Origin of the sequence: Mycobacterium shimoidei (assembly GCF_900417275.1) — a bacterium.
Lineage (GTDB): Bacteria > Actinomycetota > Actinomycetes > Mycobacteriales > Mycobacteriaceae > Mycobacterium > Mycobacterium shimoidei.
Genome location: NZ_UEGW01000001.1, coordinates 376,741 through 393,705, shown reverse-complemented (window position 1 = coordinate 393,705; position 16,965 = coordinate 376,741). Strand labels below are relative to the sequence as shown.

Genomic DNA, 16,965 nt, shown 5'->3' with positions numbered 1-16,965 from the left:
ACCAACCTCTCTCACCTATTAGGTGAGAGAGGGGCGCGGTCCTAGCGTGCGAACTTGCGCTTTATGCCGGCCGCATACCGGGTTACAACAAGCAACGGTGGAATCGCACCGGTACGGCGCGGAATCGGAGGGGTTTGCACCGGTGGCGGACTCGGCTGCAGCAGCGGCCTGGACCTCCGTCCCCTCAGCTTCAGGTGCTGCCACCGCGCGACATAGCGACGGTACTCGACCGAGTCCTCGTCATACACGGCAATTCACCTCCATCTGCTGACAGACTGCCTCCAGCCGAACAGCCAGGTCGGTGCAATTCCGGGCGAAGTTACGCGGTCAACCAGGTCTGGTGTTTGCATCTCGCCCTTACCGATCTCGAAGGCGGCTATTTGATCACCCGTCAAGCTGCTTCGGCTGCATCTCGTGGCTCATCGTAGTGCCGGAGAGTGCAAGGTGCGAATTAGAACGACGCGAAGATGGCTTTGATCCAGGACACCGTGGGAGCTTTGCCGTATAAGCTGCTCGACTTCGATCAGCATTCTTATGGAGGACTAGCCGGACGCTTTGGTGGCTAGATCACATCGCTTCGGCCATGGCGATGTGGCCGTCCGCCTCAAGCGATCTCGCCATGGCGTGATAGCGATCAGCGAAGTCGCGATAGCGTGCCTCGTCGCCGTGCGCCCGTGCCAGCAGCGCCCGTAGCCGCAATGCGGGTAGCTCAACGACCAGCGATCCAGGATTAGTTGGCGCGGTCAAGGCGTCAAGCGTTTCCTCGGCTTCGCGAAGGTCCGTTGCGGTAGCGCGGGTCAACAGCAATTCGACGAAAACCGTAGTGACGGCGCCGCGACTGAACATTTCCCCTGTCTGCGACAGGTGCTGGACGATTGACCGCGCCAGCTCGATCCCGCCGTCGAGGTCACCGTTGCGGGCCTTCTCCCTGGCGATTTGGCTGTCGATGAAGGACAGGGTGGTCATGCTGAACCGTTCGCGCATCGCCGCGTCGCGGGTCTTCATCAACAAGTCGAACCCATCGCTGCGCTCGGGGCCATCACGGTAGTAAAGCGCGATGCCCCGAATGAACCACGCCGCGGCGAGCGCGAAATCGTCGCCGGATCGTTCGGCGATCGGCAGCACTTCGGCGGTATCGCGGAGCGCTTGATCGTCGGGTAGCAGACCGCCGGCGGTGATGGACATGTACTTGTACATGATCACGAAAACCAGTGATACCGGGTCATTCTCACGCGCCATCACCACTGCGCGATCCGCATCCTCTCTGGCACCCTCCTGGCCGAGGCTCCCCCGCAAGATGCTGCGGATGGCCGTCAGGATCGCCAGCGGTGAACCGAAGATGAGATTCCCCGCGGTGGGGTCGCCGTCGGCCAGGTCAATGGCGCGGTCTGCCATCTGAAGCGCCTGGGCCACCTCGCCGGCTTCGTACTTGGCTAGTACCAATGGAAAAGCCAGTCCGATGATCAGCGCGGGGTCACCGATCGACTCGAACAGCTCCATGCATTCGGTGGCCATCCGGGAAGACTCGCGGTGGTATGAGTGAATCGTCAGGGCCATCACGTAGCCGACCATGCCCATGGCCAGCGAACGCTTGTCCCCGCACGCGGTTGTCAGCTCACGTAGCTCGTCAAATCCGGTGTCTGCGACACTGCCTCCCACTCGCCATGCCGTGGCGCAGAGCAGGGTCCGCGGCGCTATCCGCATCGCGAGCTTTGCGGGATTGTCTTCGGGAAGCTGATCAGCGACCTGTCGGGCTCGCCGCCAACTCGTCCGTGCCGCAACGACATCGCGGTTGGCCGACCAGCCTCCGGCGCGCATGTGCCAGGTGAACGCGGCGGGCAAGTCGCCGGCGGCTTCCAGGTGCTCACCGATCAGCGCAGCATTTTCGTCCACCGACGCGTCGCGTTGCTCAATCGCGGTGGCCAGGCGCCGATGCAGTTGGGCACGATCAGCTTTGAGCTGAGCTTCGTACGCCACCGCGCGCACCAGCGGATGATGAAAGACGTACTCGGGTTCTCGGGTGTCCTTCACCCGCTCGATCAGCTCCGCCGCGATCAGCTCATCAACGAACGGTTCGATGCCCAGCTCTGCCAGCAGGTGGGCAGCGAACCGCGAGCCGATAACCGCAGCTGCGCTCAGGGTCCGCTTCGCTTTCGGGTCGAGCCGGTCGATGCGTGCAGCGATGGTTGTCTGCAACGTGGCGGGCACTGTGACATCCGCGGCGTCCGTCGTTGTCTGGAATGCCCCTGGGCGCCCGGTTAGGACGCCGCGTTCGGTGAGGTCGTGCACGATCTCCTCGGCGAAAAACGGGTTTCCTCCGGCGCGATCGACGATCGAGTGGCTCAGGCCGCCAACCGAGGGATCCGAGCCAAGCAACTGCCCGACGAGCGCGGCGGTTTCCGATTCATCAAGCGGCGCAAGCGAAATAGTGTGCGCGCCGGGGACCCGATACAGCACCCCCTGATATTCCGGCCGGTAAGTGATCAGCACCAGTGAGGGCGTCTGGGGGATCACCTCGAGGAAATCGGCCAACAGCGACTCGCTGACCTCGTCGACCCAATGGGCATCCTCGACGACGTACACCGCCGGTGTTTGTCGGGTCAGGGAAGCGGCGTTCAGCAGCGCGGTCAACCGTCGGCGGCGCGCATCCGGATCAATGGCCGGCAACGGAACACCCGGGTCGGCGATGCCCAGAAGGTCATGCAGCAGCAACAGGTCCTCGGCGTCGGCGTCGGGAACTTGCGCGCGCACTCGCTCGCGAGCGGTCTGCACGTCGACACCCTCGATGCCGGTGGCCGCCCTCAGCAGCCGCGCAACGGCGTAGAAGGGCACCTGAGTGGTGTGCGACTCGCAAAACGTGGTGAAAACCTCCACGCCGCGGCGATTCGCCATCGACCCGAGCTCGTGAACCAGACGGCTCTTCCCGATGCCCGCGGATCCCGCCACGGCGACCACCGCGCCGCGGCCGTGTATTGCGCGCTGCAACAGTTCGTCGATTACGGCCATCTCCCCGCGCCGGCCGACGAGTGTCGATCTGTCGCGCCCGACCGCCGAGCGTCTTTCCGTCATGCCCAGCAGCCGGCGGGCGGGCACCGGCTCGACGGCGCCCTTGATCCGAACCAGTTGAACTTCGCCAAGCCGTGCAGCGTCATTGACGAGCCGCGCCGTCGACGCGCTGAGCATCACCCCGCCGGGCGGCGCCGCCGACTCCATCCGTTGGGCCATGCCAACCTGCTCACCGACGGTGGTGTACCCGAACGGCCCGGGACCGATGTCACCGGCAACCACTTGACCGGAATTAAGTCCGACACGCAACTGCAGGTCAATCCCGTCGCGCTCGGCGATGTCGACGGCAAGTCGCTTCGCCTCGTCCTGCACACCCAAGGCAGCCCGACAGGCACGAATAGCATGGTCCTCCAACGCCACCGGTGCACCGAAGACGGCCATCACGCCGTCGCCGGTGAACTTGTCCACCGTGCCCCCGTAGCGCTGCACCACTGCCGCACATCGGTTAGCCAGCTCGGTCATGATCTCCCGCAGTCGCTCCGCCCCGACTGCCGCGGCAATGTCCATCGAGTGCACCACGTCGGCGAACAGCACCGTCACTTGTTTGTACTCAGCGCGGGTACCGCCGTCATCGACCGGGGAACCACAGCCGTGACAAAACCGCGCGTTCTCGAGAAGCTCAGTGCCACATGACCGGCACGCTGCCGGGACGGCGGACATGCGCACAGAATCTCACAAAAAGCGCACGTCGGGGCCGGGCTGACCGTCTATTTGAAGAGGGGCTTGCCCTCGTTCGCCGCCGCGCGCTGCCGCTCAGCGGCGCGCAGGATCGCATTGGCGGTCAGGAATGCGGGCTTGTCGCGGTCGGCGGGCTTAATGGGCAGGTTGGCGGCGCAGCGCAGCACCATCAGCGCGAGGCCGCTGTAGGTGGCGTACGGGATGATCAGCAGGTTGGCGCACGCCATTGGGCCGTTCAACGTGATCACGTGCTGGCGTTTGTGTTCCCATCCCGGCCAGTTGAAGTCGGGGGGCCGCTCCAGCGACGGCCAATTGACGTTGATGGAAGTGATTTCACCGAGCACCGGGCTCAACGCGGTCACCAGCCCCGGTAACTCGTTGGTCAGGCGATCTACCCGTGGCCACCACGCGCCGTCGATGTCGCGACCGAGTTCTCGGGCCACCGAGAGCCGTAGCGGATTGGCTCGGCGCCGGGTGGCGACCAGTGTGCTCATCGGATTCCTTCGATCGGCATCGATCTAGAAATGCTCACGCTACGCCACCAGCGAATTCCGGTCACCGCCGGTTGGCGCCAACCGGCCGTGACGTGGTTTCATGTCACCGGTTGGGGGAGTTACAGGTGGGATATGAGATGAATCGTCGCGACATGCTGCTGATGACGGGGTTCGGCATGCTGACAGCCGCGATCCCCTTGCCGAAGGCCAGCGCCGCGCCCACGGCTCAAAAGAACTACATCTTTCACGACGAGTTCGACGGCCCGGCCGGGTCGGCCCCCGATCGGTCGAAGTGGTCGGTGGCCAAAGCCCGCGAGACCATGAAGGACCCGACGTATTGGGAGCGGCCGGAGAACGTCGGCCAGTACCGCGACGACCGCAAGAACGTCTTCCTCGACGGCAACTCCAACCTCGTCCTGCGCGCCGCCAAAGACGGCAACACCTACTACAGCGGCAAAGTACAAAGCTTGTGGCGCGGCGGCATCGGCCACACCTGGGAAGCCCGGATCAAATTCAACTGCCTGACCGCCGGCTGCTGGCCGGCCTTCTGGCTCGGCAACGACAACAACGGCGAAGTCGACATCGTGGAGTGGTACGGCAACGGCAGCTGGCCGTCGGCCACCACCGTGCACACCAAAGCCAACGGCGCCGAATGGGCCACGCAGAACATCTCGGTGGACAGCGGCTGGCACACCTGGCGCTGCCAATGGGATGACGCCGGGATGCGGTTCTGGAAGGACTACGCCGACGGCGCCGCGCCCTACTTCACCGTTCCGGCCAATTCCATCGCCGACTGGCCGTTCAACGACCCTGGTTATCAGGTATTTCCGGTACTCAACCTGGCGGTCGCCGGGTCCGGCGGCGGCGACCCCGGCCCGGGAAGCTATCCGGCCGAGATGCTCGTCGACTGGATCCGCGTCTGGTAAGCCTTACTGTTGTGACGATTGCAGCTGAGCCGCTCATTGTCGACGGGGTCGGCGGGACACGGATCGTGGCCGACCGGCTGGGTGATCCGGACCGGCCGGCCGTGGTGTTCCTGCATGGCGGCGGGCAGACCCGCCGCAGCTGGGGCAAGGCGGCCGCGGCGGTGGCCGACCGAGGCTGGCAAGCAGTCACCGTCGATTTGCGCGGCCACGGCGAGTCGGATTGGTCCAAAGACGGCGACTATCGGCTGAGCAGCTTCGCCGGCGACGTCCAAGAAGTGCTGCGTCATCTGCCGCCGCGCCCGGTCGTGGTGGGCGCATCGCTGGGTGGTTTCACGACAATGCTTCTGGTGGGCGAGATTTCACCCGGCATCGCCAGCGCGGTCGTTCTGGTCGACATTGTGCCCAACATGGATCCGTCTGGGGCGTCGCGGGTTCACAACTTCATGGCCGACCGCATGCAATCGGGATTCGAGTCACTCGACGAGGTCGCCGACGCGATCGCCGAGTACAACCCGCATCGGCCCCGGCCCACCGATCTGGACGGGCTGCGCACCAACCTGCGTCGCCGCGGCGATCGCTGGTACTGGCACTGGGATCCGAAGTTCATCAGCAACACCGCCGCAAATCCGCCCGGCGAGGTGGCCGACGTCGACCGCATGAACGCCGCCGTCGAGACGATCCTCGCCGCCGACATCCCCATGCTGTTGGTGCGCGGCCAGATGAGCGACCTGGTCAGCCAGGAACGCGCCGACGAGTTCCTGGCCCGGTTCCCGGCGGTGGAGTTCGTCGACGTGCACGGCGCGGGACACATGGTCGCCGGCGACCGCAACGACATCTTCGCCGACGCCGTGTTGGATTTCCTTGCCCGGCACGGACAATCAACGTGAGTCGGCGCCGAGGTCGACCGCCGCGTTGATCACCGCACGGTCGATCTGGCGCAGCGAATGCAGCGCGCCCAGCAGTGGTCGGCTCCCGTTCTGCCGGGCGATGCTGTCCGCCGCATCGAGGTAGTCGGCGGCAGGCAACACCGTCGCCGCATGGTCGTTGTCTAACGCGGTGATCAGCACGTCGGTGTTGTTGCGAATCCGCTCGGCGGCCGATCTGAGCGCCTCCGCCAATTCCGGTGTGACCTCGGGGCGTTGAGCGCTGCTGCGGGCCAGCACCCGCGCGTAGCGGTCGCACGCGGTGAGCATCCGCAGGCCGTGCCGCATGCTGCGCCGGCCCGCGAGGCCACCGAGCCCGGCGGTCAAAGGCTTTGCGGTGGTGGCGAACTGCTGCAGGTCCTTGTCGAGTTGGCGCGCTGTCTCGGTGGGATTCGCGGTCGCGGCGTCGCCCAACAGCGTCGCAACCGACGCGTCGATCACCGCCGACAGCGTGCTGAAAAACGCGCGGGCGTCGTTGCGGATGATGGTTCGGGTGTGGACCGGCAACACCAGCATCGCGGTGGCCACGCCGACGGCCGCACCGATCGCGGTTTCCTCAATGCGCAACAGCAGCACGTCGAAAGTGAACTGGCCGAGCAGACCGTAGAGCAACGCCAGCATGGTGGTGATCCAGAAGGTCATCAAACCGTAGGTGACCTTCATGAAGTAGAAGGCGCAGAACAAGCACACGAAGATCGTCACGAGCGACGCGGTTTTGTCCCCGGAGATCAGCGTGGCGATCAGCACGCCGGCCGGCACACCCAGCACGGTGCCCACCAGCCGCTGCCAGCCCTTGTTGAGGCTGTCGCCCCACGAGTTGGTGCCGGCGAAGACCACGAACGCCGCGATCACCGCCCAATACCAGCGGTCCGGCGATACCGCCTCGCCGATCAGAATGGCCAATGACGCGGCGACAGTGACCTGGATGGCCTGCCGGGTGGTGGTCCGCAACGCGGGCCGCTCCTGCGGTTCGGGCGAGTCGCTTTCCGCGGCGATCTCCGTGACGACGCGCGCCATGCGCGCGCGCACGTCGGCGGCGGCTCGCGCGGTGTCGCTGATCGCCAGCGCCAGCCGGCGCACCGCGGGGTCAGACGCCTCATCGAGCAGTCGCTGAGCCATGTCCTCGGCGCGGCAAAGGCCGTCGGGAAGCGGTGTACGGACGGCCGCCGCGAGCTGAGCCAGCGCCGCTGCGAGCTCCGCGCGGGTGGCTGCGGGAATGTCGGCTTCCGCGGCCCGCGCACCGGCGGTGGCCACCCGCTCCACGGTCAGTTCGGCGTCGAACAGCCACTGGGCCAGGTCCTCGCCGCTGACCCCGGGCCACAGCGCGCCGGGATTGACTTTGGCTTCGATCTGGCTCTGCACCATCAGCGCGGTCTGGTTGAGCCGGCCCATCCGGATCCGCAGCCGGCGGCGGCGCCGTTCGTCGAGCTGGCCGGCCCGCACGGCCTCGGCGGTGGTCTCGACGACGATGACCATCCGCGCCCGCAAAGCCCGAATGGTGCGTCGCAGCACACTTTCCGGGCGATCGGGCATCAGATAGACGCTCCACAGGAAGCTGCACAAGGTGCCCACCAGCACAGCCCCGATCAGCCACGGCAGCTCATGCGGGTGAGCGTGCAGATACAGCGTGAAGAAGTACGACATGAACGAGACCATCCCCAGCGCCACGCCACGCGGGCCGAAGCGGCGGAGATACACCGCAATGAACACCACCACCACGAACACCGCGTCGACGACCACGCGGTACGGCGCCAGCAGGGTGGCGAGGGTGATGGACAGCGCGGCCGGCAGCGGCAGCAGCGCCATGGTGATCTTTTGCCGTCGCGGATCGGGCTCGTTGACCGATCGCGCCGAAATCATGGTGATCAGGACGCCCAGCAGGGCGACGGTCAGCGGCTGGCCGGTGGCCTTGGTCAGCAGGAACAGGATTGCGAGCGCCGACGCCAGCGCGGCCGTGGTCCGGGTGGCCATGCGCAGCCGCAGCAACCCGGGGTCCGAGCCGATGAACCAGGTCAGTGCTCGCGCGTAGAGCCCGGCTATCGACGTGTCTGCCACGTCACCAAGCTAGTGTTCGACATCGTGACGGCGCCGACCCGGGCAAAACTGGCCGACGGCCGCGAGCTGCTGTTCTTCGCGCTGCCCGGACACCAGCCCGCCCCGGTTCCCGATCGACGCCCACTGCCGCAGTTCGACCCGCATCAGTCGGAGTTGCGGTTCGACCGCACCACCGGGCAATGGGTGATCGTCGCCGCCCGGCGGCAGGACCGCACCTACAAGCCGCCGCCCGATCAGTGCCCGTTGTGTCCGGGACCGACGGGCCTGACCAGTGAGATACCCGCGCGCGACTACGACGTCGTCGTGTTCGAGAACCGGTTCCCCAGCCTGTCGGGCACTTCGGCGGTGGGGGAGGTGCCCGACGGGTTTGTTCCGGTACCGGCCGCCGGGCGCTGCGAAGTGATCTGCTTTTCCAGCAACCACGACAGTTCGTTCGCCGACTTGGATCCCGCGCAAGCACGGCTGGTGATCGAGGCGTGGCGGCATCGCACGAGTTTCCTGATGGCGGCGCCCGGCGTGGAGCAGGTGTTCTGCTTCGAGAACCGCGGCGAGGAGATCGGGGTGACGCTGACCCATCCGCACGGGCAGATCTACGGTTATCCGTTTTTGACTCCGCGCACGGCGGTGATGCTTGGTCAAGCTCGCGAGCATCGAAACCGCTGTGGCAGCAACCTATTCGAGGACCTGCTGGCCCGTGAGGTCGCTGACGGCAGTCGCATTGTCGCCCGCAGCGAGCTGTTCACGGCGTTCGTGCCGTTCGCGGCCCGCTGGCCGGTGGAGGTGCACATCTACCCGAATCGGTTCGTGCACAACCTTCTTGAGTTGGACGAGGCCGAACTGGACGACTTCGGACGGATGTACCGCGACGTGTTGGGCCGCTTCGACCGGATGTATGACGCTCCGCTGCCCTACATGTCGGCGCTGCACCAGTACGCCGACACCGACACTCAGCGCGAGGGCTACTTTCACGTCGAGCTGATGTCGATTCGGCGCAGCGCGGTCGCATTGAAGTACCTGGCGGCCTCCGAGTCGGCGATGGACGCCTTCATCAGCGACGTGATGCCGGAGAGTGTGGCTGCGCGGCTGCGAGAGCTGGCATGACTGTGCGGTACGCCGCGCCGGGGCGGATCAACCTGATCGGCGAGCACACCGACTACAACCTAGGCTGGGCGCTGCCGATCACGTTGCCGCAACGCACCGTGGTGACGTTCACGCCCTCGGATGCTTCGGCGATCACGGTGAGCAGCGACCGCATGGACGGCTCGGTGCTGGTGCCGCTCGACACGGCGCCGGGCGGGGTGCACGGGNGACGCCATGCGCAACCGGATCAAACGACACCGGCGTCACACTGAGCTCGCGAAAGTCGATCAGCAGCGCCGTCGACGGCGCTGCTGATCGACTTTCGCGAGCTCAGTGTGACGCCGGTGTCGTTTGATCCGGTTGCGCATGGCGTCGCGCTGCTGTTGATCGACTCCCGGGCCCGGCACACCCACGCCGGAGGCGAGTACGCGGCGCGGCGCGCGTCGTGCGAACGCGCAGCGGCCGCGCTGGGCGCCGCGTCGCTGCGTGAGGTGCGCGACGTGTCGGCGTTGGCCCGGCTCACCAACCCGGTCGATGCCCGTCGCGCCCGGCACGTGCTGACCGAGAACCAACGGGTGCTCGATTTCGTTGCCGCGTTGGGTGATTCGGACTATCCCGAAGCGGGCCGGATCTTCGCCGCGTCACACGCATCGATGCGCGACGACTTCGAAATCACCACGCCGCACATCGATTTGATCGTCGACGCCGCCGTCGGCGCCGGCGCGTTCGGCGCGCGGATGACCGGCGGCGGGTTCGGTGGATGTGTGATCGCGCTGGTGCGCGCCGATCAGGTCGAGGGGGTCAGCGAGGCGGTGCGACGGGCGTTGCGCGACGCGGGGTATGAGGAGCCGGTGATCAGTTGTACCCATGCTGCGGCGGGCGCGGGTCCGGTGCGGTAGCTCCCGCATGAGAAAATAGGGAATGGTCGGCTATGTCGACGTGCGAGCGTATGCCGAGCTCAACGACTTTCTGGAGCCCGAATCGCGCGGGGTGACCGCGCGGCGCCCGTTCCGGTCCCATCAGACCGTCAAGGATGTGCTGGAGGCCATGGGCATCCCGCATACCGAGGTCGATCTCATCCTGGTCAACGGCGAACCCGTCGACTTCGCCCACCGCCCCGCGCTGGGCGACCGCATCGCCGCCTACCCGATGTTCGAAGCGCTCGACATCGCCGCGACGGGCCGGCTACGGCCGACCCCGCTGCGTGACCCGCGCTTCGTCGTCGACGTGAACCTCGGTCGGCTGGCGCGGCTGCTGCGCGTGCTCGGCTTCGACGTGTGGTGGTCAAACGACGCCGACGACCAAACGCTGACCGATATCAGCCTGGACCAGCAGCGGATCCTGCTGACCCGGGATCGCGGCCTGTTGAAGCGCCGCGCGATCACCCACGGTCTGTTCGTGCACTCTCAGCACGCCCAGGAGCAGGCCCTCGAGGTGATCCGCCGCCTGGACTTGGCGCAGCGAGTCGCGCCGTTGACCCGATGCCTGCGGTGCAACGGCACGCTCGCCGTCGTCACCAAGGACGAGGTGATCGAGCAGCTGGAACCGCTGACCCGCCGCTACTACGACGACTTTCGTCGCTGCACGGAATGTGCGCGGATTTACTGGGCGGGCTCACATCACGCGGGTCTGGTCGGTCTGGTGCAACGGCTCCGTGACCAGATCTAGGCGGTGAACCGGATGGCGACCAGGTTCAGCCGATTAACCGCCTCGGCGAAATCGTCGAGTGACGGCACCTGATTGTCACGAAATTTCATTCCCAACGCGCGCTGTGCTTGCTTGGCGCTGTACGACTGCGCGCAGCGATGGTAAAGATCCGCAACCACTCCGGGCTCCTCGATGAGCTCGCCGCGCATGGTCGTGGTCTTGCCGTCGTGCAGAACCTGCGCGGTGGTGCCGCCGCGGAAGTTCCGTTTCCACGGTGCGTCGGTGAGGGCAAAGAGGGTGTCGTCAATAAGGTGGGCGCTCAAGGGAATTGAGTACTGACGTCCGGTCTTTCGTCCGGTGAAGGTCACCACCATCAGCTGCTTGCGGGCTCCGCCCATGAGCGGAGTACGCAGAAGTGCACGCATGATCGGGTTCATCACCCGAAGGACCGCAGCGGGTGGATGCGATTGGGTGATCGCGGGTGAGTTCTCGGTCATGTCCCCACAGTAGAACGTCGCGCCGGCAACGGTTCGATAAATGCGGGGCAATAGCACTTGTGTAAAATTAATATCTCGGTATCTTCTGTATCGGGGCTGGGAGAGTCGCGCCCGGATCTCGTCCCGCCGGCGGCCGCCCGGCGCCACCTCCTCCGGTGTCCGCGGATTCCGTCCCGCCGGCGGGACCTTCCCGCTTCTACGAGAATGCTTGTGGCATAACGACAAACGGGAGTCCAGCCTGTTCACAGGAACGGCGCGTAGGTTCGGGATATGGCACGCAGCGACGACGACACTTGGGGGATCACCGAGAGCGTGGGAGCGACGGCGCTGGGTGTGGCGGCGGCCCGGGCGGCCGAAACCGAGCGTGAGGAGCCGCTGATTCGCGACCCGTTCGCGAGAGTGTTCCTCGACGCCGCGGGGGAGGGCATCTGGAACTGGTTCGCGGCCCCCGAACTGCCCGAGGAGATCGCGGAGGCCGAGCCGGATCTGCCGGTGCGGATGCAGTCGATGCTCAATTACATGGCCTCGCGGACGGCCTTTTTCGACCGGGTTTTCATCGACGCGGCCAACGCCGGGGTGCGCCAGGCGGTGATTCTGGCGGCGGGTCTGGATTCGCGGGCCTGGCGGCTGCCCTGGCCGGACGGCATGACGGTGTACGAACTCGATCAGCCCAAGGTGTTGAAGTTCAAGTCGTCGACGCTCAAAGAACACGGTGACGAGCCCGCGGCCGAGCTGGTCAACGTCGCGGTCGATCTGCGCCAGGATTGGCCGAAGACGTTGCAGGAGGCCGGATTTGACTCGTCGACGCCGAGCGTCTGGTCGGCGGAGGGGTTGATTCCGTTTCTGCCGGCGGCCGCGCAGGATCTGTTGTTCGAGCGGGTGCATGCACTCAGCGCTGCGGGCAGCCGGATCGCGGTGGAGGCCCCGGGCCCCGGGTTCGGCGATAGGGAGACGTATGCCCGCCAGCGTGAACAGATGCAGCGGGTGCGTGAACTCGCCGCCGCGATGGGCCAGCAACGCGACATCCCGGACGTGCAAGACCTGTGGTACTTCGAGGAACGCACCGACGTCGGCGAGTGGCTGCGCGACCATGGCTGGGAGGTGTGGGTGGTGGCAGCCGACAAACTGATGACCGCCTACGGTCGTCCGCCCGCCGAGGTCGAGGACTCGGCGCCGCCAAGCTTGTTCGTGTTCGCGCAGCGGTGACTAGATCAGCTCGTTCTTGGTGAGCCAGCGCATCACCGGCCAGCCGACGAACACCGGCAGCCAGCAGGTCAGCACCCGATAGAGCAGCACCGACGGCACCCCGATGGCGGTGGGTACGCCGAACGCGGCCAGTCCACCGATCAGCGCGGCTTCGACGGCGCCAACGCCGCCGGGGGTGGGTGCGGCCGAAGCGAGGGTGCCGCCGACCATGGTCACCACGGTGACGGTGATGAAGTTGGTGCCGCCGCCGAAGGCTTCGACGCTGGCCCACAGCGCCAGTGCCGCGCCGAGAGTCGTTCCGGCAGAACCCAACAGGATCAACCCCAGACGCCGGGGTTCGCGGGCCACTTCGACGAGGTCGGTGGTGAGCTCCTTGAGTTTGGGCCGCACCTCTGTGGCCAACCAGCGCCGCAGCTTGGGCACGAACAAAAAAGCGCCGAGGATGCCCAATGCCACCCCGCCGATCAGATACAGCACGGTGGCGCCGGGAACGAGGTGGGACAGGTCGGTGCTGACGCCGGCGGCGGTGCTGAAGATGATCAGCAATACGACGTGGACGATCACCTGCACCGATTGCTGCAGTGCGACCGCGGTGGTGGCGCGCAGCGTGCTTAGGCCGCCCTTTTGCAGAAACCTGGTGCTCAGGGCCAGACCGCCGACCCCGGCCGGGGTGGTGGTGGCGGCAAAGGTGTTGGCCACCTGCATGATTGACAACTTGCCGAAGCTGACGGCGCCGTCGGCGCAGGCCCACAACGCGGCCGCGGCGCCGACGTAGGTCAGCGCGGACACGGCCAGCCCCAGCAGCGCCCACCACCAGGTTGCTTTGCCCAGCGCGGCGAAGAACGTCGGCACAGTGCTGATGAACGGGGAGGCGACGTAGACCAGCGCGACGAGCAGCACCAGTTGGATGAGTTGGCCGCGGGTGAACCGGGTGATGGTCGCGGCCTGGATCTGGTCGGCGCCGGTTTGGCGCATCACTTCTGCGCGGGCCGCGGCGATGACGGCACGCGGATCGGGCACCGAGTCGCGGATGCGTTTGGGGACAGCGGTTTTGGTGAGGCGCCGGGACGCGGTCAACACGGCGTCCTTGCCGAACGTGTCGATCGCCGCGGCCACGGCCGACTGTGGGTCGTACAAAGCGGAGGTGGTGACTAGCAGTTGGGCGATGTCGGATTGCAGCTGGGCGTCGGTGGCGCCGTATTCGGCGGTGGTGAATCCGCCGAACAGCACGGTGCCATGATCGACCGTAATGACCTTGCTGCGCAGGTCGCCGTGCGCGATCTGCTCGTCGTGCAGGCGGCGCAGCGATTCCCACACTCGGGTGACCGGTGTGGTTTCGGGGTCGAGGGGGGCGCCGCGAACGGGCTTGTGCGCGTAGAGCGTCCAGCCCCGGTCGAGGGAGGCGACGGCGATGGTCTCGGTGTTGGAGACCCCCGCGGAACCAAATGCAATGCCCATCAGCGCGCGGTGTTCGACCGCGCGGCGCAGCGACGTCTGCAGGGGTGCGGTTTCGGTGTCGCGCAGCCGCAGCTTGCGCCACAGCTGGCGCAACGCGCCACCGCTGCGTTGATGCGGGCCGTAGAGCTCGATGATCGGCGTGCCGTCGTCGGCCGAGAGGACCAACGGCCCACGACCGGCGGGCCGGATCACCGTCAACGCCGACACGAGAAATCCGCGTTTGGCCAAGGCGCGCACCGCCCCGTCGAGCGGTACCTCCAATGCGGGAGTGCCGCTGAACAGCACGACCGCCGCGCCGACCAGCCAGCCCACCGCCAGGCCGAGTAAGGAACGGGCCGGCACGATCGCACTGACCACGAGGTGAATCGGGACGAAGGCCAACAGCAGCGTCCACCAGGAGCGTCGCCACCGCGCGGGCAGCCACGGTCCGGACACGGTGAGCACCGCGGCGAGCATCGCGATCCAGCGCGGGTCGTCGAGGAACTGCGAGAGCGTGGTGGCCAGCCGATCGGACAGATCGAAGTGCCAGCGCGGTGCCGCGATGCCCTTGCCGCTGATCGACAGCACCAGGATGGCGATGACCCCGGCGGCCGCGTAGGCGCCGAGCAGTTTCCACTGCCGGGTCACGATCAGCCCGATCAGGATCAAGAACGGCAACGCCAGGATCGCGATGCCGTAGGCCAGGTACACCAGATCGGATTGGGTGGGGGTGAGCACCCCGACGATCTGCGAAATCGATCGTTCCAGCGAGACCCACTGGCGGCGGGTGATCAGCGAACCGCTGATCACGGCCGCCAAAAACAGCGCGGCCAGCACCAGCCGCAGGATGTCGTTAGTGCGCCGGGTCAGGGGCTGCAGCAGGTTGCCGGAAACGCTGACGTCGCGCCCGTCAACTTGCACGCGGACAACTTAACCGGATGCCGGCGTCCGGGCGCTGCTTCCGGGCATGCTCACGCGCAAAACCTAGCGATGTCCCGCTCGACGGCCCCGGTTATACCCGCTCACGACTCACTGTCGCGGAAGGTGTCGGGAGACAAACCTCCCGGCAGGTAGGGCCCCACACTCAGCGAGGGACACGATCCGGAGAACGCCGTCACGTACCCGCCCGTGTCGGGGCAGTAGATGACCTGACCTGGGTCCGCGCACATCTGCGGGTTGAAGCAGTCGGACGGGTCTGCCGCGGCCGGCGCCGCGGTGAGCACCGTCAGCGGTAGCAGCAGCGCGGACAGGGCTATCGATATACGTGTCATCTGGTTTCCTATCAGGTCAGCTTCCAGCGCCGGGGCACAACTCGATCGGGCCGCCGTAGAACGCGCTCGCGGGGATACTCGGCGTTGTACGCCACTGCTTCGGCCACAACCGATGGTTCGGCCGATGTCTCCTCGGTCATGTCGCGAAGCTACTGGACGAGTACGACATTTAGCGTTGGTGACCGAGGCGGCTACTGCCGGTGTGGCCGCTCGCTGCTCCCGGCTGATACGAGTCGATGTCGGTGCCGCGGGTTGCATAGCGGCTTACCTGAAAGGCCGTCGCCGAAATCCGACCTTGGCGGCGGGGGTAAACAGTTAAGCCGAGGAGTTCACCGCGGCCAGCGCCGCGTCGTAGTTGGGCTCTTGAGCGATCTCGGGCACCAGTTCGGTGTAGGCGACCTTGCCGTCGGTGCCGATCACCACGACGGCGCGGGCGAGTAGACCGGCCATCGGGCCGTCGGCCAGGGTGACGCCGAAGTCCTCGCCGAAGCTGTCGCGGAACGCCGATCCGGTTTTGACGTTCTCGATGCCCTCGGCGCCGCAGAACCGCGCCTGCGCAAAGGGGAGGTCTTTGGACACGCACAGCACCGAGGCGCCGCTGCTGGCGGCGCGCTCGTTGAAGGTGCGCACGCTGGTCGCGCAGACCGGGGTGTCGATGGAGGGAAAGATGTTGAGCAGCAGGGGCTTGTCGCGGAACTGGTCGCTTTTGACCGGGCTCAGGTCGGCACCGGTCAGGGTGAAGTCGGGGGCTTGAGAGCCGACGGCCGGGAGCTCGCCGACTGTATTGATCGGATTTCCGCGGAAAGTTATCTGTGCCATGGGCCCTAGTCTGCCAAGCCGTGTATGCGGGTCTTAACGTGGGTCGATGCGCTGGATCGTCGACGGCATGAATGTCATAGGGAGCCGTCCCGACGGCTGGTGGCAGGACCGGAGCGCCGCGATGGCGGCGCTGGTCGACAGCCTGGACCGGTGGGCGTCGGCTCATGGCGAGCAGGTGACCGTGGTGTTCGAACGGCCATCGGCAATCTCGTCGTCGACCATTAAGGTGGCGTTCGCGCCGGCGGCGGGCGCGAACTCGGCGGACGACGAGATCGTGCGGATGGTGGAGGGCGATCCCCGGCCGGAGGAGATTTGTGTGGTCACGTCGGACAAAGTGTTGACCGAGCGGGTGCGGGGCTTGGGTGCGTCGGTGCATCCGGGGAATAGCTTTCGGGATCTCGTCGACCCGCTGCGTTAGGTATCGAGTCGCCGGCCAACAGGCCTGATCTTGATTGGTGTTTTTGAGAGGCGCTACCTGCGACTATTTGCCTGGTTGTAGGTGGCACTATTCGGCGGACCTGAAAACACCTGCGCGGCTGAGCCTCCCGTCTGGGTTTGGCGGGGATGCTGTTTTGCGAGCGAGCCGTAGCTGTACCTATGTACCGGAATCCATCACAAAATAGAGGCGGTCGTGTTTACATAACGCCGACCGGCTTGTCGGTGCCGAAATCTATGCTGCGGAAGCGCTCGGCACACCGCCGGCGATTGCGGAACATTACGAGCAGGAGAGCGGCGATGGACGGCGTTGACTATCACTCTGCGATAGGCGATGCACTTAGAATTTTCCATGGCTTGGCATCGTTCGTTGAGCAATTCTTTGCGGACGCCTTTCCGCCGAGCACGAGTTGGGCCGGTTTTCGTGGCCA

14 protein-coding genes and 1 pseudogene are annotated in these 16,965 nt (G+C 66.2%); 7 read left to right on the top strand and 8 right to left on the bottom strand.

Annotated elements, in window-relative coordinates:
• Positions 1-567: 567 nt before the first annotated feature.
• Entirely contained in the window at positions 568-3,606 is a 3,039-nt protein-coding gene (locus MSP7336_RS01955) for an ATP-binding protein (protein WP_483403566.1), read from the bottom strand.
• A gap of 167 nt (positions 3,607-3,773) precedes the next feature.
• Positions 3,774-4,238 carry a DUF5994 family protein gene (locus tag MSP7336_RS01950; protein WP_069396876.1) on the bottom strand — a complete coding sequence of 155 codons (465 nt, stop codon included), beginning with the start codon at positions 4,236-4,238 and terminating at the stop codon, positions 3,774-3,776.
• 137 nt (positions 4,239-4,375) lie between these two features.
• Between MSP7336_RS01950 and MSP7336_RS01945 the strand changes: the two genes are divergently transcribed.
• A complete protein-coding gene (locus MSP7336_RS01945) occupies positions 4,376-5,164 on the top strand; it encodes a glycoside hydrolase family 16 protein (protein WP_181786510.1) in 789 nt (262 codons plus the stop codon).
• A 17-nt stretch (positions 5,165-5,181) separates the two neighbouring features.
• Entirely contained in the window at positions 5,182-6,051 is an 870-nt protein-coding gene (locus MSP7336_RS01940) for an alpha/beta fold hydrolase (RefSeq protein WP_113964727.1), read from the top strand.
• Here MSP7336_RS01940 and MSP7336_RS01935 read toward each other — a convergent pair.
• Positions 6,043-8,058: an FUSC family protein gene (locus tag MSP7336_RS01935; RefSeq protein ID WP_113964726.1), complete on the bottom strand. Its 2,016-nt coding sequence runs from the start codon at positions 8,056-8,058 to the stop codon at positions 6,043-6,045. The two genes, MSP7336_RS01940 and MSP7336_RS01935, sit on opposite strands and share 9 nt — an antisense overlap.
• A 108-nt stretch (positions 8,059-8,166) precedes the next feature.
• Between MSP7336_RS01935 and galT the strand changes: the two genes are divergently transcribed.
• The 3 genes and pseudogenes from galT to MSP7336_RS01920 all read left to right on the top strand — a co-directional run bounded on the left by galT (position 8,167) and on the right by MSP7336_RS01920 (position 10,890).
• Entirely contained in the window at positions 8,167-9,243 is a 1,077-nt protein-coding gene (gene galT, locus MSP7336_RS01930; protein ID WP_181786507.1) for a galactose-1-phosphate uridylyltransferase, read from the top strand.
• A pseudogene (locus tag MSP7336_RS01925) lies at positions 9,240-10,121 on the top strand (galactokinase family protein). The gene galT and the pseudogene MSP7336_RS01925 overlap by 4 nt, the downstream one beginning before the upstream one ends.
• Positions 10,122-10,143: 22 nt before the next feature.
• The gene (locus MSP7336_RS01920; RefSeq protein ID WP_069396872.1) at positions 10,144-10,890 is read left to right on the top strand and encodes a Mut7-C RNAse domain-containing protein; all 747 of its coding nucleotides are present in this window, start codon (positions 10,144-10,146) and stop codon (positions 10,888-10,890) included.
• Here the strand turns inward: MSP7336_RS01920 and MSP7336_RS01915 are convergent.
• The gene (locus MSP7336_RS01915; RefSeq protein ID WP_069396871.1) at positions 10,887-11,366 is read right to left on the bottom strand and encodes a hypothetical protein; all 480 of its coding nucleotides are present in this window, start codon (positions 11,364-11,366) and stop codon (positions 10,887-10,889) included. The two genes, MSP7336_RS01920 and MSP7336_RS01915, sit on opposite strands and share 4 nt — an antisense overlap.
• 270 nt (positions 11,367-11,636) lie before the next feature.
• On the opposite strand from MSP7336_RS01915, the gene MSP7336_RS01910 reads away from it, so the two are divergent.
• Positions 11,637-12,572 (top strand): SAM-dependent methyltransferase, encoded by a 936-nt coding sequence (locus MSP7336_RS01910; RefSeq protein WP_113962931.1) that lies wholly within the window; start codon positions 11,637-11,639, stop codon positions 12,570-12,572.
• Here the strand turns inward: MSP7336_RS01910 and MSP7336_RS01905 are convergent, their stop codons facing one another.
• The 4 genes from MSP7336_RS01905 to tpx form a co-directional block, all read right to left on the bottom strand.
• Positions 12,573-14,930 (bottom strand): lysylphosphatidylglycerol synthase transmembrane domain-containing protein, encoded by a 2,358-nt coding sequence (locus tag MSP7336_RS01905; protein WP_113962930.1) that lies wholly within the window; start codon positions 14,928-14,930, stop codon positions 12,573-12,575.
• Positions 14,931-15,031: 101 nt separating this feature from the next.
• A complete protein-coding gene (locus MSP7336_RS01900) occupies positions 15,032-15,280 on the bottom strand; it encodes a hypothetical protein (RefSeq protein ID WP_113962929.1) in 249 nt (82 codons plus the stop codon).
• 11 nt (positions 15,281-15,291) lie between these two features.
• A complete protein-coding gene (locus tag MSP7336_RS24400) occupies positions 15,292-15,420 on the bottom strand; it encodes a hypothetical protein (RefSeq protein ID WP_280524349.1) in 129 nt (42 codons plus the stop codon).
• A 175-nt stretch (positions 15,421-15,595) separates the two neighbouring features.
• Positions 15,596-16,099 (bottom strand): thiol peroxidase, encoded by a 504-nt coding sequence (gene tpx / locus MSP7336_RS01895; RefSeq protein WP_113962928.1) that lies wholly within the window; start codon positions 16,097-16,099, stop codon positions 15,596-15,598.
• A 46-nt stretch (positions 16,100-16,145) separates the two neighbouring features.
• Here tpx and MSP7336_RS01890 point away from each other — a divergent pair, with 46 nt between their 5' ends.
• The gene (locus MSP7336_RS01890) at positions 16,146-16,517 is read left to right on the top strand and encodes an NYN domain-containing protein (protein WP_113962927.1); all 372 of its coding nucleotides are present in this window, start codon (positions 16,146-16,148) and stop codon (positions 16,515-16,517) included.
• The last annotated feature ends 448 nt before the right edge of the window (positions 16,518-16,965 follow it).